Raw genomic sequence first — 23,457 nt, 5'->3', positions numbered from 1 at the left:
ATACAATAGGGTGTTTTTTACTATAAAAATTACTTTTTTTGAAAAAAATAGCTCAACATTACAATTTACCATTGTAATGTTGAGCTATTTATTCTTTTTATCCCCCTTATAGAGGATAATTCATGTATTAATTGCAGCATTGCTAAATCTTTTTGTTTACTTTCAATCATAATATCGAAATTATGGTTGATTTTTTTTGCAATGTGTAAGAAAGGCTTAATAAACCCTAAATCAATATATTCAGAGTGAGCCCTAAATTCTTTTTTTGATTTAGGGGAGGAAATATGAACTTTAGGAGGGACATTTGTATGTGACCAAGTTTCAAAAATTGCAGGGAGTAATACTTCTAGCGGCTCTTCGCAAAGGTTTGCCATGTGATGATGATAATCAAATACGAATGGAATCTTTTCTTTTTGGCAAATCGATAAAGTTTCAGCAGTTGTATATGTTTTATCATCATTTTCAAGCGTCATTTGCTCTTTTATATGTGCAGGAAGTTTTTTTATGTTTTCATGGAAACGTCCAACCGCTTGTTCTTTATTTCCATAGGCACCACCTACATGGATGTTAATATAAGAAGAATCTGCAATTCCTATGGCATCTAATACTTTATAATGATAGGCCATATCTGTAATAGCGTTAGTTGTAATATGTGGCTTGTCGCTTGTAAATAGCGTAAATTGATTTGGATGAAAACTTACTCGTAAATTGTGTTCTTTAATTAATGCCCCAATTTTACGCCAAAGCGGTGTAAATGCCCCGATATAATCAAACTCGACTTCGGGATGTGTTGCAAGTGGGACGATGGAAGAGGATAAACGATATAACGGAATTTCATGCGCTATATTGTAATGAAGAATACGTATTGTATGCTCAAGATTTTGCCTTGTAACATCGTACAATTTATCTTCTCGTTCTTGTTTACTGAGCTTTTGAAAGCTTGTAAATGTCATCGTTTTGGCAGGAGAACAGTCCCAGAGTGCCATTGCATGTGAAACATATCCGAACCGCATAATCATATGTGATACACCTCTTTTTACTCATTATCTTTCCTATAAGAAGAAAGAAAGTATCGTTCCTATCCATTCTTTCCCTCTATCAATAAGAGAAAGGGGGCTAACATCTTTAAAGGAAAGTAAGGACGCGTTTTCTAAATCTTTATGGAATCTGTTTTTTACTGTTTGTATAAAATGTTTATCATATAAAAGGCAGTTGATTTCATGATTAATATATAAACTTCTCATATCAAAGTTTGCAGTTCCGATATCACAAATATAATCGTCCACTATAATAACTTTAGCGTGAAAAAAACCTTGTTGAAATGCATAAATATTACATCCGGCTTGTATTAACTTTCGGCAATATGGAAATTTTGCTTCTCGAACAAGGGCGTGATCAGCTTTTTCTGGAACGAGAATCGTTATTTGAACCCCACGTTTTCGTGCTTTTAATAATGCTTGCATGATTTTTTTTCCAGGAATGAAATATGGTGTACCGATAAAGAGTTCTTGTTTCGCGCTTTCGATTAAATATAAAAAAGTATGTTGCAAATAGGCACCATCAGTAGGGATAAATTGATGTAGAATGGTTCCTGGTTGTTGCTTAGGAAAATAAAGAGATGAATCTAATAAATTTTGGTTCGTATCGTCGAGCCAATCATGTAAAAATTGCTTTTGTAAATCCTGTATTCCTTCCCCAGTAAGACGCAAATGATAATCGCGCCATAATCCTAATTTTTGATTATGTCCTAAATATTCTTCTCCAATATTAAATCCACCAATATAACCAATTTTTCCGTCAATAACTGTAATTTTTCTATGGTTTCTTTGATTTGCAGAAAAGAACGGAAAAGGAAATTTCACTTTATGACAAAATGAAAAAGAGACGCCGTGTTTTTGTAGGGAACGAATTGCCTCGTTTGATAAATGATGGCTTCCCAATCGATCGAGTAAAAGTCTTACTTCAATTCCTTCCTGTGCCTTATCGATAAGTAACTTTAAAAATTCGCGACTGATTTTATCGTTTTTTACAATGAAGAACAAAACGTGCACATGGTGCCTTGCTTGTTGTATATCAGTAAATAAAGCATCATATAAATCTTGCCCGTATGTATAAAGGTGAAAATTACTTTGACGTAAAGGGAAAGTACGAGAGCTCACACGCTTTAAATGAAGAATCCTCCCATATAAAAGGTCAATTGTGATCCAAAGAGTAACGCATATTAACAAGAGAGATAAGAAGAACATAAGTAAATTCCCTCCTTTGCATTCTTTTCACCTTCATTTTGCTGGTTACCCGGAAAAGCCCGATTGGCTTCACCTTATCCCATATTAAGGGGCGGTAAGCCTCCTACTTAAAAATTAGGCTTACTTAAAGGAATCAGGCGAGAGGAAACAACCCCCTATGGATTAAAGTTTCACTTTATAGTTTCACCGAAATAAACAGCTTTATTAAAAAATATGTTGTTGTATAACAAAAAACTGTTGACTGAATGCTCACTCATTATATAATGAAGATAGGGGAAAAAATTCAGAAAATTATATGTTTTTGAAGATTCTAAAAAAGAAAGAGAGCTTACAAAGAGAGGGGTAGCATAAAAATGAATAGCTTACTGATCATTAATTGGCTGGCTGCCATTGCTGTTATTGCTTATGCGGGATATTTGTTTGTGTATCTTATACGGACGAGGATGGCCTACATACAGTTAGGAAAAAAGATTGAATTTGACCGTCGTTTTAAAGAGCGTTGGGATCTCCTTAAGGTCAATGTTTTCGGTCAGAAAAAGCTGCTGAAAGATAAGAAGAGCGGCATTATTCACGTTATGTTCTTTTACGGATTTATTCTTGTCCAATTTGGAGCAATTGACTTCGTTTGGAAAGGACTCGCACCAGGATCACATCTTCCACTTGGACCACTATACCCTGCATTTACATTCTTCCAGGAAATTGTCACACTTGTTATTTTAATTGCAGTCTTTTGGGCTTTTCATAGACGTTATGTTGAGAAGCTAGTTCGTTTAAAACGTAATTTCAAATCAGGCCTTGTTCTTATCTTTATTGGTGGCTTAATGATTTCTGTGCTACTCGGTAATGGGATGGGAATCATATGGCACGGCGAGGAGCTTTCATGGAGTGAACCGATCGCTTCTGCGATCGCTTACGTTTTCTCGGGAATAAATGAAACCGCAGCCATTTCTGTGTTCTATTTCTCTTGGTGGGTGCATCTACTAATTTTGTTAACGTTTTTAGTGTATGTTCCACAATCAAAACATGCGCATTTAATTGCGGGACCAGTTAACGTTTTCTTCGGTCGTCTTTCAAATCCAGGGAAACTTGAAAAGATTGACTTTGAAGATGAAACGCAAGAAACATTTGGTGTTGGTAAAATCGAAGACTTTAGACAGAATCAGCTTATTGATTTATACGCTTGCGTAGAGTGTGGTCGTTGTACAAATATGTGTCCGGCAACAGGAACAGGGAAAATGTTATCGCCGATGGATTTAATTTTAAAACTTCGCGATCATTTAACTGATAAAGGAGCAGCAGTGACATCAAAAGCACCGTGGGTTCCAGTAGTTGCCTTTAATAATACACAAGGAAATCAGTTAGCGATGATGGCAGCTGGGAAAGGGCAACAAGAATCAGCAGCTACAACGCTCGCTTACGATCCGAGTTTAATCGGAGATGTTATTACAGAGGAAGAGATTTGGGCTTGTACAACGTGCCGTAACTGTGAAGATCAGTGTCCGGTTATGAATGAGCATGTTGACAAAATTATTGATTTACGCCGCTATCTCGTTTTAACAGAAGGAAAGATGGACGCGGAAGCGCAGCGTGCGATGACAAACATCGAGCGTCAAGGGAATCCATGGGGACTTAACCGTAAAGAGCGTGAAACTTGGCGCCAAGGTGATGATGAAGTAACGGTTCCAACTGTAAAAGAAAAATCGAAAGCTGGCGAGGAGTTCGAATATTTATTCTGGGTTGGTTCAATGGGATCATATGATAATCGTAGTCAGAAGATTGCGATATCGTTCGCGAAGTTAATGAACGAAGCGGGCATTTCATTCGCGATACTTGGTAATAAAGAAAAGAATTCTGGAGATACACCGCGACGTCTTGGAAATGAATTTGTCTTCCAAGAGATGGCGACAAAGAATATCGAGGAATTTGAAAAAGCAGGAGTGAAGAAAATCGTTACGATTGATCCTCACGCTTATAACACATTTAAAAATGAGTATCCAGACTTTGGTTTGCAAGCAGAAGTCTATCATCATACAGAATTGTTAGCTCAGTGGGTGAAAGAAGGACGCTTAAAACCTGTTCACTCTATTGAGGAAACAGTTACGTATCATGATTCCTGTTACTTAGGAAGATACAACGAAGTATACGAAGCACCACGCGATATTTTGAAAGCAATTCCTGGTGTGAATCTTGTAGAAATGGCACGTAACCGTGAAACCGGAATGTGCTGTGGCGCAGGTGGTGGCTTAATGTGGATGGAAGAGACAGCAGGTTCACGTATTAACGTTGCTCGTACAGAACAAGCACTAGCTGTAGAACCATCCATTATCGGTACAGGTTGTCCATATTGCTTAACGATGATTAGCGATGGGACGAAAGCGAAAGAAGTAGAAGAGAAGGTTCAAACTCTTGATGTAACAGAGATTTTAGAACGCTCTGTTATCGGACAGAAGAAAGAAGCGATGTAATTTGTAGGAATGAATACAACTTTAGAGAGAGGTGCAATCATTGCACCTCTTCTCAACGTAAGAACACCGAGCGAGCGCTCGGTGCTAAAAAAAGAGATGGGGGAAATAGATATGAGTAAAACAGTTATTTTAAGTGCTGCAAGAACACCGGTTGGGAAATTTGGAGGATCTTTAAAAGACGTGAAAGCAACAGAACTTGGGGGAATTGCAATTAAAGCAGCGCTTGAAAGAGCGAATGTTTCTGCTAATGATGTTGAAGAAGTTATATTTGGAACAGTTATTCAAGGTGGACAGGGACAAATTCCATCACGCCAAGCTGCGAGGGCTGCTGGAATCCCTTGGGAAGTGCAGACGGAAACAGTGAATAAAGTTTGTGCATCAGGGCTTCGTGCGGTTACGTTAGCGGATCAAATTATTCGTACTGGCGATCAATCACTTATTGTAGCTGGCGGTATGGAGTCGATGAGTAACAGTCCTTACATTTTACGCGGAGCAAGATGGGGATACAGAATGGGCAACAACGAAGTGATTGATTTAAACGTTGCTGACGGTTTAACATGCGCATTTTCAGGTATACACATGGGTGTTTATGGCGGAGAAGTTGCGAAGGAAGATGGAATCTCTCGCGAAGCGCAAGATGAATGGGCATATCGTAGCCATCAACGTGCGGTTTCGGCGCATAAAGAAGGACGTTTTGAAGAGGAAATCGTGCCAGTAACGATTCCGCAAAGAAAAGGTGATCCTATTGTCGTTGCAAAAGATGAGGCGCCACGTGAAGATACAACGGTTGAAAAATTAGCGAAATTAAAACCTGTATTTGATAAGACGTCGGCAGTGACAGCGGGTAATGCTCCTGGACTAAATGATGGCGGTGCTGCGCTCGTATTAATGAGCGAAGACAGAGCGAAACAAGAAGGAAGAAAGCCATTAGCGACAATTTTGGCACATACAGCAATTGCAGTGGAGTCTAAAGATTTCCCAAGAACGCCAGGTTATGCAATTAACGAATTGTTGAAAAAAACAGGGAAGACAATTGAAGATATCGATTTATTCGAGATTAATGAAGCATTTGCAGCGGTAGCAATTGCAAGTACAGAGATTGCAGGAATTGACCCAGACAAATTGAATGTAAATGGCGGTGCAGTGGCAATGGGACATCCGATTGGAGCAAGTGGCGCGCGTATTATCGTTACACTTATCCACGCACTGAAGCAGCGCGGCGGCGGAATTGGAATTGCTTCTATTTGTAGCGGTGGTGGTCAAGGTGACGCAATTATGATTGAAGTTCGTTAATTTACGTGTAGGCGATTTTTGATTTATTAACAATTTATATTAAGGGGGAAGAAAGAATGGGTGTACAAAAAATAGTTGTAATTGGTGCAGGACAAATGGGTTCGGGAATCGCACAAGTATGTGCAATGGCAGGATATGATGTGAGGATACAAGATTTAAAACAAGAGCAATTAGACAGAGGATTGGCTATTATTACGAAAAACTTAGCGCGCCAAGTAGAAAAAGGACGCATGAAGGAAGAAGAGAAGGAAGCGACGTTAAATCGCCTTACAGTAACGCTTGATTTAGATTGTGTGAAGGAAGCGGATCTTGTTATTGAAGCGGCTGTTGAGAAAATGGATATAAAAAAGAAAATCTTTGCGAATCTAGATGAAATTGCTCCAGATCACGCAATTTTAGCGACGAATACGTCATCTCTACCAATTACAGAAATTGCAGCGGTAACGAAACGTCCGGAGAAAGTAATCGGTATGCACTTTATGAATCCCGTTCCGGTTATGAAGCTTGTTGAAATTATTCGTGGTTTAGCTACAGATGATGAGGTGTACGAAACAATTGAAGATATTACGAAAAAAATCGGGAAAGTGCCAGTTGAAGTAAATGATTTCCCAGGATTTGTATCGAACCGTATTTTATTACCTATGATTAACGAAGCGATCTATACGTTATATGAAGGTGTAGCGACGAAAGAAGCGATTGATGAAGTGATGAAACTAGGTATGAATCATCCGATGGGACCACTTACATTAGCTGATTTTATCGGTTTAGATACATGTTTATACATTATGGAAGTGTTGCATGAAGGATTAGGAGATAGTAAATATCGCCCATGTCCATTATTACGCAAGTATGTGAACGCAGGATGGTTAGGACGTAAAACGGGTCGTGGTTTCTACGTTTACGAATAAAGTCCTCCCTTTATTAAAATAGTGGTCTTACCAAATTGTTAAAAAGATATATAGCAAACGGAGGCGAAGTACATGAATTTTCATTTTACTGAAGAGCAACAAATGATGAGGAAAATGGTTCGAGATTTTGCGCAGAAGGAAATAGCTCCCCTTGTTCCTAGTATGGAACAAGGGGTGTTCCCAAAAGAGATTTTGCAGAAGATGGGTGAGCTTGGACTAATGGGTATTCCAGCGCCTGCAAAATACGGCGGTGCAGAAATGGATTTTATTTCTTACATTTTAGCGATTGAAGAAATCTCAAAGGTGAGTGCAACAGTTGGTGTAATTTTAGCTGTACATACGTCAGTTGGAATGAACCCGATTTTATATTTTGGAACAGAAGAACAGAAGCAGAAATATGTTTCTAAACTTGCGACTGGTGAATATTTAGGGGCATTTGCATTAACAGAACCAAATGCAGGATCAGATGCAGGGAGTTTGAAATCAAGAGCTGTAAAGAAAGGCGATCACTACATTATTAATGGATCGAAAGTATTTATTACAAATGGCGGTGAAGCAAGTACGTACATTGTATTCGCTTCTACAAATCCAGAGGCAGGAAAAAGTGGGATTTCTGCATTTATAGTAGAGAAAGATACGCCAGGCTTAATTATCGGCAAAGATGAGCATAAAATGGGACTTCTTGGTTCTCGCACGGTACAACTTACGTTTGAAGATATGAAAGTGCCGGCCGAGAATTTACTTGGTGAAGAAGGACAAGGATTTAAGGTGGCAATGGCGAATTTAGATGTTGGACGAATTGGAATCGGAGCTCAGGCATTAGGAATCGCGGAAGCGGCGCTTGCATGTGCAATTGATTATGCGAAAGAGCGTGAGCAATTCGGCAAGCCAATTGCGGCGCAGCAAGGAATCGGATTCAAACTTGCAGATATGGCGACTAGCGTAGAAGCAGCGCGATTACTTGTATACAGAGCGGCATCGCTAAGAGCGCAAGGATTACCATGCGGTAAAGAAGCTTCTATTGCGAAATTATTTGCTTCTAAGACGGCTGTTGAAGTTGCGATTGAAGCGGTGCAAGTATTTGGCGGTTACGGTTATACGAAAGACTATCCAGTAGAACGATTTTTCCGTGACGCGAAAATCACGCAAATATACGAAGGAACGAGTGAGATACAGAAACTTGTTATTAGTCGAGCTTTATAAAAGGACAAGGGGGAGACGGGAATGCATTTTAAACTATCAGAAGAACATGAAATGATAAGAAAAATGGTTCGGGATTTTGCTAAGAACGAAGTAGCACCGACGGCAGCTGAGCGTGATGAAGAAGAGAGATTTGATCGTGCACTATTTGATCAAATGGCAGAGCTTGGTTTAACCGGCATTCCGTGGCCTGAAGAATACGGCGGAATTGGAAGCGATTACTTAGCGTATGTAATTGCTATCGAAGAATTATCTCGTGTTTGTGCTTCAACAGGTGTAACGCTGTCTGCACACACTTCACTTGCTGGTTGGCCAATTTTTAAATTTGGAACGGAAGAACAAAAGCAAAAGTTTTTACGACCGATGGCAGAAGGAACGAAAATTGGCGCATACGGTTTAACGGAGCCAAGTTCTGGTTCAGATGCTGGCGGAATGAGGACAACTGCGAAACGAGATGGAGACCATTACATTTTAAATGGATCAAAAATCTTTATTACAAATGGCGGTATTGCTGATATTTATGTTGTTTTTGCGTTAACTGATCCCGAATCGAAGCAGCGTGGTACGAGCGCGTTTATTGTGGAAAGTGATACACCAGGATTTTCAGTTGGGAAGAAGGAAAGTAAGTTAGGGATTCGCTCTTCACCAACAACTGAAATTATGTTCGAAGATTGCCGTATTCCTGTAGAGAACCTACTCGGCGAAGAGGGGCAAGGATTTAAAGTTGCGATGCAAACATTAGATGGCGGCCGTAATGGTATTGCCGCGCAAGCAGTCGGTATTGCGCAAGGGGCTTTAGATGCTTCGGTAGAATATGCAAGAGAGCGCCATCAGTTTGGGAAACCTATTGCGGCGCAGCAAGGAATTGGCTTTAAACTTGCAGATATGGCAACGGATGTGGAGGCGGCGCGCCTTCTAACATACCAAGCGGCTTGGCTTGAATCGGAAGGGCTTCCGTATGGGAAAGAGTCAGCGATGTCAAAAGTATTTGCAGGTGATACAGCGATGAAGGTGACGACTGAAGCGGTACAAGTATTTGGTGGTTACGGTTATACGAAAGATTATCCAGTAGAGCGTTATATGCGAGATGCAAAGATTACACAGATTTATGAAGGAACACAAGAGATTCAAAGGCTTGTAATTTCGCGTATGTTAACGAAGTAGGAGCAAAGGCGTAGGTATTTTCCTACGCTTTTTCCTTCCAAAAAATAATAGAGAGAGGTGAAGGGGATGGTTAAACATAATGTACATGCGTCCGTGAAAGATGAAAAATTAGTTGCGTTAAGACGTGAACAAATGATTAAAGGTGCGGTGCAATTGTTTAAGCAAAAAGGGTTCCCACGTACAACAACGAGAGAGATTGCGAAGGCGGCTGGGTTTAGTATTGGAACACTTTATGAGTACATTCGTACAAAAGATGATGTTTTATATTTAGTTTGTGATAGTATTTATGAACATGTAAAAGAAAGATTAGAGGAAGTAGTGTGTACAGAGAAGGGAAGTATAGAAAGCTTAAAGATAGCGATAACGAATTATTTTAAAGTGATGGATGAATTGCAAGAAGAAGTATTAATTATGTATCAAGAGGTACGTTTTTTACCGAAAGAATCACTCCCATATGTATTAGAAAAAGAGTTTCAAATGGTCGGGATGTTTGAGAATATTTTAGAACAGTGTACGGAAAATGGGACATTTACATTAAATAAAAAAGAGATACAGCTTCTTGCACATAACATTTTCATACAAGGACAAATGTGGGGATTTAGACGTTGGGCCCTGCAAAAACTGTATACGCTGGAAGAATATACTGAAATGCAAATTAGGTATGTACTGCAAGGAGCGCATATGTTTCCGAAATAAGGAATAGACAAATTATAATTTTATTAACATATTAAAGTTTCCCGTTTTTTTTGTAGCATATTTGTGCGACTTTTGTTTATAATGAATAGTATGGATTTTTTTAAGCAGACCGTTATATATAAGGTTATATTTGAAGAAAGGAAGTGCCGCATAAGTGAATTTTAAGCAATATTCACCAGAAGAGCTAAAAGAATGTTCAATGATTGAAGTTGTACATAGCGTTTTAGGGGATAAAAGACAAGCAACGACATTCAATGAGTTGGTTCGAGAAATCGCTCAAGTGCTGGGACTATCTCAAGAGCAAGTTAATGCGAAACTCGCACAATTTTATACAGATTTAAACATCGATGGACGTTTCATTAATTTAGGAGAAAATCGTTGGGGGCTACGCAGCTGGTACCCATATGAGCAAATTGATGAAGAAATCTTACCTCAGCCAAAACCGAAGAAGAAACGTAAAGTTGAAGAGGACGGTTTTGACGACTACATCGAAGAAGATGATGACGAATTCAGCGATGCAGAAGGAAATGCAGACGAAGAAGAGGTAGAAGATTTGGACAAGGTTCTTGAAGAAGAAGACGGAGATGACGATGATCTTGATGATTTAGATGAAGATGATGACGATGACTTCGCCGAAGAAGAACTTGAGTACGATGAAACTGAAGAAGAAGAAGAGGAAGAACTGTAGTTCTTGACTTTTCATTATCGTCCATGTAGAATCATTTTTGGGCTCTTTAAAAAAGGACGATAATACTTTTAAAGTGTAAATATAAAAGAAAATTGCTCCCTACTTATTACTTTATGTGATGAGGGGAGCAATTTTCTTTTTTGTTTTTTGTTTAGAAAATAAAAAGAGTCTAACAATAAGATGGATACAGTGTTATCTACATACGTTGCGCTTTGCAACGGTGATTATATAACAGCAAAATAGGAGGGAGCTTTTTCATGACTAAGTATATTTTTGTAACAGGCGGTGTAGTATCGTCTTTAGGAAAAGGTATTACAGCAGCATCTCTTGGAAGACTTTTAAAAAATCGTGGTTTAAACGTAACTATTCAAAAGTTTGATCCATACATTAACGTAGACCCAGGGACTATGAGCCCATACCAACACGGTGAGGTATTCGTAACAGATGATGGTGCAGAAACTGATTTAGACCTTGGTCACTATGAGCGTTTCATCGACATCAACTTAAACAAATACAGCAACGTAACAACAGGTAAAATTTACTCTTCAGTTCTTCAAAAAGAGCGTCGTGGTGAATACCTAGGAGGAACAGTTCAAGTTATTCCTCACATTACTAACGAAATTAAAGAGCGTGTATATCGTTCTGGTCGCGAAACAAACGCGGACGTTGTTATTACAGAAATTGGTGGAACTGTTGGTGACATCGAGTCTCTACCATTCTTAGAAGCAATCCGTCAAATTAAGAGCGACATCGGTCGTGACAATGTAATGTACATTCACTGTACGTTAATCCCGTACTTAAAAGCAGCGGGTGAAATGAAAACAAAACCAACGCAACATAGCGTTAAAGAGCTTCGCAGCTTAGGTATTCAACCAAATATTATCGTTGTTCGTACAGAATTGCCTGTTTCTCAAGATATGAAAGACAAGCTTGCATTATTCTGTGACATTGATACAAAAGCAGTTATCGAAGCACGCGATGCAGATACTTTATATGCGGTTCCATTATCTCTTCAAGAGCAAAATATGGACCAAATCGTTTGCGATCACTTAAAATTAGACAATCCAGCTGCAGATATGACAGAGTGGACTGCGCTAGTTAATAAAGTACGTAACCTTTCTAAGAAAACAAAAATTGCTCTTGTTGGTAAATACGTAGAGCTTCAAGATGCATACATTTCTGTTGTAGAAGCACTTCGTCATGCGGGTTATTCATTCGACACAGATGTAGAAGTGAAATGGGTAAACGCTGAGCACGTAACACCAGAGAACGTACAAGAATTAGTTGGTGACACAGATGGTATCCTTGTACCTGGTGGATTCGGCGATCGTGGTGTAGAAGGTAAAATCGTTGCAATTCAATATGCTCGTGAAAACAAAGTTCCATTCTTAGGAATTTGCCTAGGTATGCAACTTGCATCAATCGAATTCGCACGTAACGTATTAGGATTAGAAGGAGCTAACTCTTCTGAAATTAATCCTGACACACCTTATGCAATCATTGACTTATTACCAGAACAAAAAGATGTAGAAGACTTAGGTGGCACACTTCGTCTTGGTCTATACCCATGTAAGCTTGCTGAAGAAACAAATGCTTACAATGCTTACAACGAGCCGGTTGTATATGAGCGTCATCGTCATCGTTATGAGTTCAACAATCAATTCCGTCCGGATATGGAAAAAGCAGGATTTGTATTCTCTGGTACAAGCCCAGACGGTCGTCTAGTTGAAATCATTGAATTAAAAGACCACCCTTGGTTCGTGGCAGCACAGTTCCATCCAGAACTTGTATCTCGTCCAAATCGTCCACAACCATTGTTCCATGACTTCGTAAGTGCTTCTATTACGAATAAAGAGAGCAAGTAAAAAAAAAAGCGCCTGAAATAGGGCGCTTTTTTTAATATTCATTTAACATTTCATCGATTGTAAATTTGATCCCATGATATGCAAATAAAGCTATCATTAAACTTGGGAATCCGTAGCGATTGCCTTCATCGTCTGGAATAAGGCCTTTTAACAGCTTAGTATCAATATGTACATCTGTATATTGTTCTAGTGATTCAGTACCTTCTTGAATAGCGGAGATGCCGACAATAGAGTGTCCATCAGCTTGAAGTTTTTTTGCCATTGCTACAACTTCTTCATCTGTTGAAAAACGGCTAATAAGAAGTACACGGTCTGCAGAAGTTACTTCTACTTCTTTACCATTTTCAAATAATCGTTTTGCTTGCTTCATTGGCTCAGCACCGAATAATGCTTCAGCAACAACGCCCTCCATTTCATTTGTACCATGCAAATAAATGAAACCGTTGCCAACTAATGCTTGAGCAAGTAGACGGGCGCTATCTTCTATATTCATTTCTTCTTTTTGAGAAACTCTGGAGAAATAACCACTTAATTGAGTTGAAAAAATTTTTAACATAATGTTACTCCCTTTCGTACGTGTTTACCGGCTTTCATTATAGTTTATTTTTTTAAAAAGGTGAAATCGAAGGGTAGCATAACAAAATAGGAAACGGTAAAATAAGAAAGAATAGGAAGGAATTTGCCAAAGAATAGCGAAAATTAATCGTTAAGATATAAGAAGCTTTAAATCTTGTATTTACACAGAAAGGTTGGGAGTTATGGAAGGTAAAATTTTAATCGTTGATGATCAATATGGCATTCGTGTGTTATTACATGAAGTGTTCCAAAAAGAAGGTTATCAGACATTCCAAGCAGCGAATGGATTTCAAGCTTTAGATATCGTGAAAAAAGATAATCCAGATTTAGTAGTGTTAGATATGAAAATTCCAGGTATGGATGGTATAGAGATTTTAAAACATGTAAAGGAAATTGATGAGAGTATTAAAGTAATTTTAATGACTGCTTATGGAGAGCTTGATATGATCCAAGAAGCGAAAGATTTAGGAGCTTTAATGCACTTTGCTAAACCGTTTGATATTGATGAGATTCGTCAAGCGGTGAGAGAACAGCTTGCTGTAGAGGCGTAAAAAATGAATTTTTTATAAAAAATATGGAAAAAAGCGTTTACATGGACTATTGAGCAGGTGAATACGGTTGAGTTTTTGAGTACAAGTTGTTATCCTATTGAGTGTAGAAAAAAGTCCGGTATGTAAATATACATATTTTACCTTATTCTGGTCATACTACCAGCGATAAGAACTTATCGGATACAAAAAACGTTTTTTAGGAGGATTCACCATGCCTTTAGTTTCTATGAAAGAAATGCTAAACACAGCACTAGAAGGAAAATACGCAGTTGGTCAATTCAACATGAACAACTTAGAGTGGACTCAAGCTATCTTAGCTGCTGCGGAAGAAGAAAAATCTCCTGTAATCCTAGGTGTATCTGAGGGTGCAGCTCGTCATATGACTGGTTTCAAAACAGTTGTAGCTATGGTTAAAGCTTTAATCGAAGAAATGAACATCACTGTTCCTGTAGCGATTCACCTTGACCATGGTTCAAGCTTCGAAAAATGTAAAGAAGCAATCGATGCAGGTTTCACATCTGTAATGATCGACGCTTCTCACCACCCATTCGAAGAAAACGTTGAAACTACTAAAAAAGTAGTAGAATACGCACACGCTCGTAACGTATCTGTTGAAGCTGAGCTTGGAACAGTTGGCGGACAAGAAGACGACATCATCGCTGAAGGCGTAATTTACGCTGATCCAGCAGAGTGTAAGCACCTTGTTGAAGCAACAGGTATCGATTGCCTAGCTCCAGCTTTAGGTTCTGTACACGGTCCTTACAAAGGTGAGCCTAACTTAGGATTCGCTGAAATGGAACAAGTTCGTGACTTCACTGGCGTACCTTTAGTATTACACGGTGGTACTGGTATCCCAACTGCTGATATCGTAAAAGCTATTTCTTTAGGTACTTCAAAAATTAACGTAAACACTGAGAACCAAATTGAGTTTACAAAAGCTGTTCGTGAAGCATTAAGCAAAGACCAAGAAGTTTACGATCCTCGTAAATATATTGGACCTGGCCGCGACGCGATTAAAGCAACTGTTGCTGGTAAAATGCGTGAATTCGGTTCTAACGGTAAAGCGTAAGAATAAAATTCCGTTTTGGAAACCGTCTAGTCTTTTAGACGGTTTCCTTTCGTTGTATAATGAAAGCGTGAACAAGTCTAAAGATTTTTATCATTTTGTTTTTGAAATAGAAAATAATGTGCATAGTCCTATTAATAAATGTGATAATGTATCTAAATTGATAAAGTAAATTCGATGAATAGTTAATCTTTATCTATTCGTACTACGGGAGAAATGAAGATAATGGTTTCCTATTTATTGAGTTTTAGGGTGGAAAGAGTGATTGAGATTCTTAAGGGGAGCTTTCTATAGATATAGAAAGTAAATACATTCACAAGAAGGGAGCTCAATATGGAAAAATTGCTAATTGAAGGCGGAAGAGCTTTAAATGGAACAATTCGAGTGAGTGGTGCAAAAAATAGCGCCGTTGCACTAATTCCAGCGACAATTTTAGCAGATACTCCAGTAACTATTGGTGGTGTCCCTAATATTTCGGACGTGAAAATGTTAGGAGACTTGCTAGAGGAAATTGGAGGAAGAGTAACTTATGGACAGGAGGAAGAGATGGTAGTCGATCCTTCTAACATGGTTGCAATGCCTTTACCGAATGGAAAAGTGAAAAAATTGCGTGCTTCTTATTATTTAATGGGTGCGATGCTTGGCCGTTTTAAAAAAGCTGTTATTGGGCTTCCGGGTGGATGCCATTTAGGACCGAGGCCGATTGATCAGCATATTAAAGGGTTTGAAGCGTTAGGTGCACATGTTACGAATGAACAGGGTGCGATTTATTTAAGAGCAGATGAATTGCGCGGGGCACGTATTTATTTAGATGTTGTTAGTGTAGGAGCTACAATTAATATTATGCTAGCAGCTGTGCGAGCGAAAGGTAGAACTGTTATTGAAAACGCAGCGAAAGAACCAGAGATTATTGATGTAGCTACATTGTTAACAAGCATGGGTGCACGCATTAAAGGTGCTGGCACAGATGTAATCCGAATTGATGGTGTGGATTCACTTCACGGTTGTCACCATACGATCATTCCAGATCGTATTGAAGCGGGTACGTATATGATTTTAGGAGCTGCATCAGGAGGAGAAGTAACCGTTGATAATGTGATTCCTCAGCATTTAGAGTCAGTTACAGCGAAGTTAAGAGAAGCTGGTGTCCAAGTTGAAACGAACGATGACCAAATTACAGTGAACGGTAATAGAAGGTTAAAAGTAGTTGATATAAAAACGCTTGTATATCCAGGATTCCCAACAGATTTACAACAACCATTTACGACGCTTTTAACAAAGGCACACGGAACGGGTGTTGTAACCGATACGATTTACGGCGCACGCTTTAAACACATTGATGAATTACGTCGTATGAATGCACAAATTAAAGTGGAAGGTCGTTCGGCAATTGTAACTGGTCCTGTTTTATTGCAAGGTGCAAAAGTGAAGGCAAGTGATTTGCGAGCTGGAGCGGCTCTTGTTATTGCAGGGTTAATGGCGGATGGAATTACAGAAGTAACCGGACTTGAGCATATTGATCGAGGTTATGAAAATATAGTAGACAAGCTTAAAGGGCTTGGCGCAAACATTTGGCGAGAACAAATGACAAGCCAAGAAATTGAAGAGATGAAGAACGCATAAGTGATACTTCCGCAAGGGGGAAGCGAAGCATCACTACTTGCGGAAGTATACTTTGTAGAGAAACACGGTTCACAAAATACGGCAGAAATATAAAGACTTAAAGGAGAGGGATTATCGTGGAAAGAAGTTTATCTATGGAGTTAGTACGTGTAACAGAGGCTGCAGCATTATCATCAGCGCGTTGGATGGGGCGCGGGAAAAAGGATGAGGCAGACGGTGCAGCAACATCAGCTATGCGTGATGTATTTGATACAATCCCGATGAAAGGTACAGTTGTAATTGGTGAAGGTGAGATGGACGAAGCACCAATGCTGTATATCGGAGAGAAATTAGGTACAGGATATGGACCACGTGTAGACGTTGCAGTTGATCCTTTAGAAGGGACAAACATCGTAGCAGCTGGTGGATGGAATGCTCTTGCTGTTATTGCAATTGCAGATCATGGTAATTTGTTACATGCTCCTGACATGTACATGGATAAAATCGCGGTTGGCCCAGAAGCGGTTGGGGCGGTCGATATTGATGCGCCTATTATCGATAACTTACGTGCGGTTGCGAAAGCGAAAAATAAAGATATTGAAGATGTTGTAGCGACAGTTTTAAACCGTCCACGTCATCAAGCGATTATCGAAGAAATTCGTAAAGCTGGTGCTCGTATTAAATTAATTAACGATGGAGATGTGGCTGGAGCAATTAACACTGCATTTGATCGCACAGGTGTAGATATTTTATTCGGCTCTGGTGGAGCACCTGAGGGTGTATTAGCAGCAGTTGCATTAAAATGTTTAGGTGGAGAAATCCACGGAAAGCTTCTGCCTCAAAATGAAGCTGAATTAGCTCGTTGTAAAAAAATGGGTATTGAAGATATAAATCGTATCCTTCGCATGGAAGACTTAGTAAAAGGTGACGATGCAATCTTTGCGGCAACAGGCGTAACAGACGGAGAACTATTACGCGGCGTTCAATTTAAAGGTAGCGTAGGAACAACACAATCCCTTGTTATGCGTGCAAAATCAGGCACAGTACGCTTCGTAGACGGACGTCATAGCTTGAATAAAAAACCAAACTTGGTTATTAAGTAAAAAGCGTAAGCAGCTCGTTCAGAATGGGAAGGCATTGTAGCTCCTGACCATTCTAGCTACTGGAACTAGGTTAAATAAAAGCGAAGACAAATTTTCTTGTCTTCGCTTCTTGTATTTGTGTTTCAACGTATTGATTAAAACTAGATAAAAGGGTTACAATAGTGAATATTACCCTACTTGAACTTATTGCCTTTCATTATTAATTATTTGCCTTCCGTATTTTTCCCTTTACCCATGTGAAAAGAGAATAACGTTAAAGTGTGGTGTCTGAATGAATTTGTCAATTGCAGCATTAGAAAACATGAAATTAAAAGAGTTATACGAGCTTGCGAAAGAATTTAAGATTTCGTATTATAGCAAATTAACGAAAAAAGAGTTAATCTTCGCTATCCTAAAAGCTCGAGCAGAAAAAGAAGGTTTCTTCTTCATGGAAGGCGTATTAGAAATTATTCAATCAGAAGGATTTGGATTCCTACGTCCTATCAACTATTCTCCAAGCTCAGAAGATATTTATATCTCAGCTTCGCAAATTCGTCGTTTCGATTTACGTAATGGAGACAAGGTTTCTGGTAAAGTACGACCTCCGAAAGAAAATGAACGCTATTTTGGATTATTACAAGTTGAAGCTGTAAACGGAGATGATCCAGAGTCAGCAAAAGAGCGTGTGCATTTCCCTGCATTAACACCATTATACCCAGATCGCCAAATGAAATTGGAAACGGAACCGAAAAAGTTACCGACACGCATCATGGATTTAATCGCACCAGTTGGATTTGGACAACGTGGTTTAATTGTCGCGCCTCCAAAGGCTGGTAAAACAAGTCTATTAAAAGAAATCGCACACAGTGTTACAACAAATCACCCGGAAGCTGAATTAATTGTACTTTTAATTGATGAGCGTCCAGAGGAAGTAACAGACATTGAACGTTCTGTTAAAGGAGATGTTGTAAGCTCTACTTTTGATGAAGTGCCAGAAAATCATATTAAAGTAGCGGAACTTGTGTTAGAACGTGCAATGCGTCTTGTAGAGCACAAAAAAGATGTTATCATTTTAATGGATAGTATTACCCGTTTAGCGCGAGCTTACAACCTTGTTATTCCGCCAAGTGGTAGAACATTATCGGGTGGTATCGACCCAGCTGCCTTCCATAGACCGAAGCGTTTCTTTGGAGCCGCACGTAATATTGAAGAAGGCGGTAGCTTAACGATTTTAGCAACAGCGCTTGTTGATACAGGATCTCGTATGGACGATGTAATTTACGAAGAATTTAAAGGAACTGGAAATATGGAACTTCACTTAGATCGTTCATTAGCTGAGCGTCGTATCTTCCCGGCAATTGATATTCGCCGTTCTGGTACACGTAAAGAAGATCTATTAATTCCGAAAGAACATTTAGACAAGCTATGGGGTATTCGTAAAACAATGCGTGATACACCAGACTTTGTCGAAGGTTTCTTACGTAAACTTCGTCAAACAAAGACAAATGAAGAATTTTTACAAAACATTGTTGCAGACTCAAAAAGATATGTAACAACTAAGTAAAGGGAAAAGATCGGGACTCGCTTATTTCGTAGTAAGCGAGTTTTTTATGTTTTTAAGGGAATATTAGAGAGAGTAATATATGGGAAAAATTTTGTTTTTTGAGATGAAAATCATATTTGGGTCGAGAGTTTGAAGTGTCCTGGATTCTGAGTGAGCCGCTTGCGCTTTTAGGTGCTATCCAGCTCCAGCGGCTAGAATCTCCGGCCATTTCGCTCTCTCGGTCGAAGTAAAAAGCGCTTCTTGGTCGAGAGCTCCAATGTCCTGCGATTCTGAACGAGCCGCTTGTGCTTTTAATTTTTAAAAAGACAAAAACAGGTAGTTGCAAAATGGAGTTAGCCTTGTTATAATTTCATCATATGTGTTTCATCAATATAGTTGTGTAAGCAGCTGAAGATGAAAAACTCTGTTTCGAAAATGATTCAGGGCGGAAGGAGATGAAAAGAATGAAAGCAGGAATCCATCCAAATTACAATAAAGTTGTATTTATGGACACGAACACAGGCTTCAAATTCTTAAGCGGGTCTACTAAAGGCTCTAGCGAAACTGTTGAGTGGGAAGATGGTAACACTTATCCATTACTAAAAATTGAGATCAGTTCTGATTCTCACCCATTCTACACTGGACGTCAGAAGTTTGCTACTGCAGACGGACGTGTTGACCGCTTCAATAAGAAATACGGTATCAAGTAATAAAGAACATAAAACAGGCAAGTGTATGTATTCGCTTGTCTGTTTTTTTTGCAAAAATATTAAACCTTTACCCTACTTTGGATTAGGAAAGTAGATGAAAGGAGAGCTCAATGTACTTAATGAATCAAAATGGTTGGATTGAAGTGATTTGCGGGAGTATGTTTTCTGGAAAATCAGAAGAGCTCATCCGCCGTATACGACGTACGCAATTTGCGAAACAACATGCGATTGTATTTAAACCATGTATTGATAATCGTTATAGTGAAGAAGATGTTGTATCACATAATGGATTAAAGGTTAAAGCAGTTCCTGTTTCAGCCTCAAAAGATATATTTAACCATGTAACAGAAGAAATGGATGTTATTGCAATCGATGAGGTACAATTTTTTGATGGGGACATTGTGGAAGTGGTGCAAGTATTGGCAAATCGTGGCTATCGTGTCATTGTAGCTGGATTAGACCAAGATTTCCGTGGTCTACCATTTGGACAAGTTCCTCAGCTGATGGCGATTGCTGAACATGTAACTAAGTTGCAGGCAGTTTGTTCTGCATGCGGATCTCCTGCAAGTCGTACGCAACGTTTAATTGATGGAGAACCAGCGGCATTTGATGATCCAATTATTTTAGTTGGGGCTTCAGAATCGTATGAACCACGTTGTCGTCATTGTCATGCAGTACCTACAAAACAAAGATAAATGAAACTCGCTATGTAGAGCGGGTTTTTTTCGAAAATAGATGAAGATTGGTGGCCAGCTCTTCGTACAGCTAAGAACTTTAGCCAGTCAGAGCTGAGCGAGCCGCTTGCGCTTTTAAATATAATTTGCGTTTTTTTGATTAAGTACCATATACTATTTGTATTAGATACTAGGATGTAGAGGTGAATGGTGTGTTAGATCGTTTGCAAGCTGTAGAAGATCGTTATGAGAAGTTAAATGAATTGTTAAGTGATCCAGAGGTTATTAGCGATACGAATAAGCTTCGTGAGTATTCAAAGGAACAATCTGATATGCAGGAAACGGTAGAGGTGTACCGTGAGTATAAAGATGTTCGTGAGCAATTAAGAGATGCAAAAGCAATGTTAGAAGATAAGTTAGACGCTGATATGCGTGACATGGTAAAAGAAGAGGTTTCTGAATTAGAAGGACAAGATAAAGAATTGTCAGAGCGTCTGAAAATTTTACTTGTTCCAAAAGACCCTAATGATGATAAAAACGTTATCGTTGAGGTTCGTGGTGCTGCTGGTGGTGACGAGGCGGCTTTATTTGCTGGTGATTTATATCGTATGTATAGCCGTTATGCTGAGGTACAAGGTTGGAAAACTGAAATTATCGAAGCGAGCTATACAGAGTTAGGTGGATACAAAGAGATTATCTTTATGATTAACGGTAAAGGTGCGTTCGCGAAGCTGAAATTCGAGAATGGTGCTCACCGTGTACAACGTGTTCCTGAAACGGAATCTGGTGGACGTATTCATACATCTACAGCAACTGTAGCTGTATTACCAGAGGCAGAAGAAGTAGAAATTAGTATTCATGAAAAAGATGTTCGTGTTGATACGTTTGCTTCTAGTGGTCCTGGTGGACAAAGTGTTAATACAACGATGTCAGCGGTACGTTTAACGCATTTACCGACTGGTGTAGTTGTATCGTGTCAGGATGAGAAATCACAAATCAAGAATAAAGAAAAAGCGATGAAAGTATTACGCGCACGTGTTTATGATAAGTTTAGACAAGAAGCGCAAGCTGAGTATGATCAAAACCGTAAACAAGCTGTTGGTACGGGTGATCGTTCAGAGCGTATTCGTACGTATAATTTCCCGCAAAACCGTGTTACAGACCATCGAATCGGTTTAACGATTCAAAAGCTAGATCAAATCTTACAAGGTAAGTTAGATGATTTCATCAATGCCTTAGTGATGGAAGATCAGGCTCAAAAGATGGAGGCAGCTGAGTAATGCGTGTCTATGAAGCCCTGAAATGGGCTTCTTCTTTTTTACAGGAAAATGGACGAGATGAAAATGCGGGAGAAATTGTCCTTTGTCATGTATTAAAGACGAACAGAACCGGAATGCTCATGAATATGCGTGAAGAAATAACTTTGGAACAAGAAACAAGTTTTACGGAGTTTATTCACAAGCATGTAGAAGGTATTCCTATTCAATATATGATTGGTTATGAAATGTTTTATGGACGGTCGTTCTTTGTGAATGAAGAAGTATTAATACCAAGACCGGAAACTGAAGAGCTTATAGTAGGAGTGTTAGAAAGAATCGAGCGTCATTTTGGTGATGAGAAATTGCATGTGGCGGATATCGGTACAGGTAGTGGAGCGATTTCTATTACGCTTGCTTTAGAAAGTAAAAATCTTCATGTGTACACGGTAGATATTGCACAAGAGTCGATTGAAGTTGCAAAAGAAAATGCAAAAACTTTGGGCGCAGAAGTAACGTTCTATCATGGTGATTTATTGTCACCATTTTATAAAACAGGTCAAAAGTTAGATGTTGTTGTTTCAAACCCCCCATATATACCGGAAGAGGATTGGCGTGGCCTTTCTCCTGTGGTGAAAGAGCATGAGCCAAAGAGAGCACTTGTTGGTGGCGAAGACGGATTAGATTTCTATCGCCGTTTTATGGAAGAGTTGCCGAATGTGTTGCAGAAGAAAGCAATTGTGGCATTTGAAATTGGAGTAGGGCAAGGCGAGGATGTAAAAGGGTTGTTACAACAAGCTTTTCCACATGCTCATGTTGAGGTTGTTTTTGATATTAATGGAAAAGATCGTATGGTATTTGCAGAGATAGAGTAAGGTTCAGGCCTTACTCTATTTTTTTGTTTAAAAATTTATATAGATTTTGAATTTAATAGTTTAGAAAGATGAAAGTCTGTCCACACTGTTTGTAGAAGGGACGGTGGAGGAAATGAAAAAACAAGTTATTGCTTATCTTCTTCTATTATTAATTGGTGCACAGTTGCTTGTGCAGTTTGGATATATGAAAGCTGATGCGAAAGGGCCTTCAGTTATTCCGAAAGAGGCCGTTCGATTACGGATTTTAGCAAATAGTGATTCAGATAAAGACCAGGCGTTAAAGCGAAAAGTGCGTGATGAAGTAAAAGCACAAATTGATGGATGGGTAGCAGATTTAACTTCATTTGAAGAGGCGCGTAAAGTCATTCAAAGTCATATTCCAGAAATCGAAAAAACAGTGGCAAATACGTTGAAACAAGAAGGAAGTAAAGATTCATTTCAAGTGAAATTTAGTAAGAATGTAAAGTTTCCTACAAAGGTATATGGGAATTTTATTTATCCAGCAGGGGAATATGAGGCGGTATTGATTACAATTGGGGAAGGTGAAGGGGCAAACTGGTGGTGTGTATTATTTCCACCGATGTGTTTCTTAGATTTTTCAAGTGGTACGGCTGTAAGAAAGGAAGAACATGTTGTGAAGGCTGAATCTCCTGAAGAGGGGGAAGTTCAGGAGCAAGATGAGGAAGTAGTGGATGTACCAGAGAAGAAAGAGGATAAAGTGAAACAAACGAAAGTTGTAAAGCAAGAAGTTGCAAAAAAAGTAACAGCTCCTGAAAAGAAAGTAGTAAAAAATGAAACAAAAGTAGAAGAACAACCTGTAAGAAAAGAAGAAACAAAAACTGTGGACAAAGTGGAGAAGCCTGTGGAACAAAAGCAAGAAAAACAAAATGAGTATGTAAAAGTAGAGGAGGAAGAAGAAAAGCCAGAAGTTAAGTTATTTATTGTAGAAGCTTTTACATCTTTATTCTCTAAATAGTACTATTAGTAGGTCCCTTCT

21 protein-coding genes are annotated in these 23,457 nt (G+C 39.0%); 18 read left to right on the top strand and 3 right to left on the bottom strand.

Translation table 11 applies throughout. The features are described from left to right. Positions 1-65: 65 nt before the first annotated feature. Both uvsE and cls read right to left on the bottom strand, forming a co-directional pair. The gene (uvsE, locus tag J0835_RS26330; protein WP_087983332.1) at positions 66-1,019 is read right to left on the bottom strand and encodes a UV DNA damage repair endonuclease UvsE; all 954 of its coding nucleotides are present in this window, start codon (positions 1,017-1,019) and stop codon (positions 66-68) included. Between the two features lie 33 nt (positions 1,020-1,052). After that, a complete protein-coding gene (gene cls / locus J0835_RS26325) occupies positions 1,053-2,246 on the bottom strand; it encodes a cardiolipin synthase (RefSeq protein ID WP_087983331.1) in 1,194 nt (397 codons plus the stop codon). A 353-nt stretch (positions 2,247-2,599) separates the two neighbouring features. Here cls and J0835_RS26320 point away from each other — a divergent pair, with 353 nt between their 5' ends. From J0835_RS26320 to pyrG, 8 genes are all read left to right on the top strand, one after another. Beyond that, positions 2,600-4,711, top strand: coding sequence for a heterodisulfide reductase-related iron-sulfur binding cluster (locus tag J0835_RS26320; protein WP_087983329.1), 2,112 nt, complete (start codon positions 2,600-2,602; stop codon positions 4,709-4,711). A gap of 9 nt (positions 4,712-4,720) precedes the next feature. Continuing rightward, complete coding sequence (locus J0835_RS26315; protein ID WP_140386955.1) at positions 4,721-6,004, top strand: acetyl-CoA C-acetyltransferase; 1,284 nt, start codon at positions 4,721-4,723, stop codon at positions 6,002-6,004. Positions 6,005-6,060: 56 nt separating this feature from the next. Further along, positions 6,061-6,912, top strand: coding sequence for a 3-hydroxybutyryl-CoA dehydrogenase (locus tag J0835_RS26310; protein ID WP_087983325.1), 852 nt, complete (start codon positions 6,061-6,063; stop codon positions 6,910-6,912). Positions 6,913-6,984: 72 nt separating this feature from the next. Then, positions 6,985-8,115, top strand: a complete 1,131-nt coding sequence (locus J0835_RS26305; RefSeq protein WP_087983323.1) for an acyl-CoA dehydrogenase — start codon at positions 6,985-6,987, stop codon at positions 8,113-8,115. Between the two features lie 21 nt (positions 8,116-8,136). Further along, entirely contained in the window at positions 8,137-9,276 is a 1,140-nt protein-coding gene (gene acdA, locus J0835_RS26300; RefSeq protein WP_000545531.1) for an acyl-CoA dehydrogenase AcdA, read from the top strand. 66 nt (positions 9,277-9,342) lie between these two features. Further along, entirely contained in the window at positions 9,343-9,972 is a 630-nt protein-coding gene (locus tag J0835_RS26295) for a TetR/AcrR family transcriptional regulator (RefSeq protein ID WP_000238598.1), read from the top strand. A gap of 154 nt (positions 9,973-10,126) precedes the next feature. After that, positions 10,127-10,660, top strand: a complete 534-nt coding sequence (gene rpoE, locus J0835_RS26290; RefSeq protein ID WP_087983322.1) for a DNA-directed RNA polymerase subunit delta — start codon at positions 10,127-10,129, stop codon at positions 10,658-10,660. A 257-nt stretch (positions 10,661-10,917) separates the two neighbouring features. Then, on the top strand, positions 10,918-12,525 hold the full coding sequence (gene pyrG / locus J0835_RS26285; protein WP_000170450.1) for a CTP synthase: 1,608 nt from the start codon (positions 10,918-10,920) through the stop codon (positions 12,523-12,525). Between the two features lie 31 nt (positions 12,526-12,556). Here the strand turns inward: pyrG and J0835_RS26280 are convergent, their stop codons facing one another. Then, positions 12,557-13,081 (bottom strand): DUF2529 domain-containing protein, encoded by a 525-nt coding sequence (locus J0835_RS26280; protein ID WP_087983320.1) that lies wholly within the window; start codon positions 13,079-13,081, stop codon positions 12,557-12,559. A 202-nt stretch (positions 13,082-13,283) separates the two neighbouring features. On the opposite strand from J0835_RS26280, the gene spo0F reads away from it, so the two are divergent. From spo0F to spoIIR, 10 genes are all read left to right on the top strand, one after another. Further along, entirely contained in the window at positions 13,284-13,652 is a 369-nt protein-coding gene (gene spo0F / locus J0835_RS26275; RefSeq protein ID WP_000398593.1) for a sporulation initiation phosphotransferase Spo0F, read from the top strand. 211 nt (positions 13,653-13,863) lie between these two features. Then, on the top strand, positions 13,864-14,721 hold the full coding sequence (locus tag J0835_RS26270) for a class II fructose-bisphosphate aldolase (protein WP_001131858.1): 858 nt from the start codon (positions 13,864-13,866) through the stop codon (positions 14,719-14,721). A 330-nt stretch (positions 14,722-15,051) separates the two neighbouring features. Then, complete coding sequence (gene murA, locus J0835_RS26265; RefSeq protein ID WP_000413265.1) at positions 15,052-16,341, top strand: UDP-N-acetylglucosamine 1-carboxyvinyltransferase; 1,290 nt, start codon at positions 15,052-15,054, stop codon at positions 16,339-16,341. Positions 16,342-16,457: 116 nt separating this feature from the next. Further along, the gene (gene glpX / locus J0835_RS26260; protein ID WP_000442336.1) at positions 16,458-17,423 is read left to right on the top strand and encodes a class II fructose-bisphosphatase; all 966 of its coding nucleotides are present in this window, start codon (positions 16,458-16,460) and stop codon (positions 17,421-17,423) included. Positions 17,424-17,694: 271 nt separating this feature from the next. Further along, positions 17,695-18,966, top strand: a complete 1,272-nt coding sequence (gene rho / locus J0835_RS26255; protein ID WP_001053898.1) for a transcription termination factor Rho — start codon at positions 17,695-17,697, stop codon at positions 18,964-18,966. 443 nt (positions 18,967-19,409) lie between these two features. Next, entirely contained in the window at positions 19,410-19,655 is a 246-nt protein-coding gene (locus J0835_RS26250) for a type B 50S ribosomal protein L31 (RefSeq protein ID WP_000643447.1), read from the top strand. A 110-nt stretch (positions 19,656-19,765) separates the two neighbouring features. After that, positions 19,766-20,350 carry a thymidine kinase gene (locus tag J0835_RS26245; RefSeq protein WP_000281086.1) on the top strand — a complete coding sequence of 195 codons (585 nt, stop codon included), beginning with the start codon at positions 19,766-19,768 and terminating at the stop codon, positions 20,348-20,350. Positions 20,351-20,541: 191 nt separating this feature from the next. Further along, positions 20,542-21,609 carry a peptide chain release factor 1 gene (gene prfA, locus J0835_RS26240; protein ID WP_002096180.1) on the top strand — a complete coding sequence of 356 codons (1,068 nt, stop codon included), beginning with the start codon at positions 20,542-20,544 and terminating at the stop codon, positions 21,607-21,609. Beyond that, positions 21,609-22,460, top strand: coding sequence for a peptide chain release factor N(5)-glutamine methyltransferase (gene prmC, locus J0835_RS26235; RefSeq protein WP_087983318.1), 852 nt, complete (start codon positions 21,609-21,611; stop codon positions 22,458-22,460). The genes prfA and prmC overlap by 1 nt, the downstream gene beginning before the upstream one ends. A 112-nt stretch (positions 22,461-22,572) precedes the next feature. Next, positions 22,573-23,436 carry a stage II sporulation protein R gene (gene spoIIR, locus J0835_RS26230; protein WP_087983340.1) on the top strand — a complete coding sequence of 288 codons (864 nt, stop codon included), beginning with the start codon at positions 22,573-22,575 and terminating at the stop codon, positions 23,434-23,436. Positions 23,437-23,457 lie beyond the last annotated feature (21 nt).

The sequence above is a fragment of the Bacillus cereus group sp. Sample62 genome, assembly GCF_036851315.1.
GTDB classification, from domain to species: domain Bacteria; phylum Bacillota; class Bacilli; order Bacillales; family Bacillaceae_G; genus Bacillus_A; species Bacillus_A wiedmannii.
This window is presented reverse-complemented; position numbering and strand designations above follow the sequence as displayed.